Raw genomic sequence first — 1,133 nt, forward strand, 5'->3', positions numbered from 1 at the left:
CGACGATGTCGATCAGATCGCGCAGATTGCGACCGAGCCGGTCGATCTTCCACACGATCAGGGTGTCGCCGGGGCGCAGATCGTTCAGGCATGCTCGCCACTGCGGCCGGTCCGCGCGGGTGCCCGAGGCGTGGTCGGTGTAGATCTTCAGGCAGTCCTCGCCGGCGAGGGCATCGAGTTGGGCCCGGGGGTTCTGATCGGCGGTGGACACCCGCGCGTACCCGATCTTGTGTCCCATAACGCGGAGACACTATCCCAACCCACCGACAGGACAGGGTTTCGCGGGGTTGTCCATGTGGTGGGTTTTGCGAGACCCGGTCCTGGGAGAACACCGTTCTGTCCAAGATCACGTAGTGGTCTATCGTAGACGCGTTTACGTGAGATAGTGAACGCATACAACTAGGTCGCCCATCTGACCTGCGAATTTCCCGGTTTCAGCACAGAGTTGTCTCGTGGGTGCGCAATCCAATCCGCGCGATTGGACACGGCACCGTAGGCCCAACCCTGGCGTCACGGCCGAACCTACGGCTTTTCGACCAGTGCCCGAATTCGCTTGCTTCGAACCCCGGCCTCGAGGATGCCGCCGCACGCGAACATGTCACCCCTCCTACCGCCGAGCGCGACACCGGTGCGAGGATGCCCTCCACCCCGGGTGAGCAGAGGTAACGCCGATAAGCCTCGATGCCCCGTCGAGGATGTCGCCTCCAGCACGGCTTCGGCCCCGGGCACTGCACGGGGCCGAAGCCGTCGTCGAACGGCATCAAATCTGTTGGCGTGCGCCGGTTTCGGGTCTCCGGAGAAACCGCAAAACAACGGATGTCAATGGCCGGTGAGTTCTGAATTGTGGCTGTATTGAGCGAGGGTGTATCGGATCGTGAACGGTCGCGACGACACCCACCCCGACCGTCACCGGATCGCTGTCTGCTCGGCCAGCGACCTCGTCCTTGATCTACTCAGCCACGACACCGACGGCGACCGCGAACAGGTCGGGTTGACCCGCTACACCCCCACCAGCGACACCCAGCACTGGCAGTTCCAGCACCCCTGATGCCCGCCTCGCCTGCTGGGCGACTGCTGTTCATTCGGGGAAGTCGAGTCCGGCAACGAGGTCGAAGAACTGCTGGTCGATGACG

General features: G+C 63.3%; 2 protein-coding genes. One reads left to right on the forward strand and one right to left on the reverse strand.

Annotation, left to right across the window (positions count from 1 at the left end; genetic code table 11):
- On the reverse strand, positions 1–238 hold a 238-nt coding region (locus ACWEO7_RS39650; RefSeq protein WP_452431018.1), incomplete at its 3' end, for a recombinase family protein.
- A 636-nt stretch (positions 239–874) separates the two neighbouring features.
- Between ACWEO7_RS39650 and ACWEO7_RS39655 the strand changes: the two genes are divergently transcribed.
- Positions 875–1,048, forward strand: a complete 174-nt coding sequence (locus ACWEO7_RS39655; RefSeq protein WP_452431020.1) for a hypothetical protein — start codon at positions 875–877, stop codon at positions 1,046–1,048.
- The last annotated feature ends 85 nt before the right edge of the window (positions 1,049–1,133 follow it).

The sequence above is a fragment of the Nocardia sp. NPDC004260 genome, assembly GCF_053603155.1.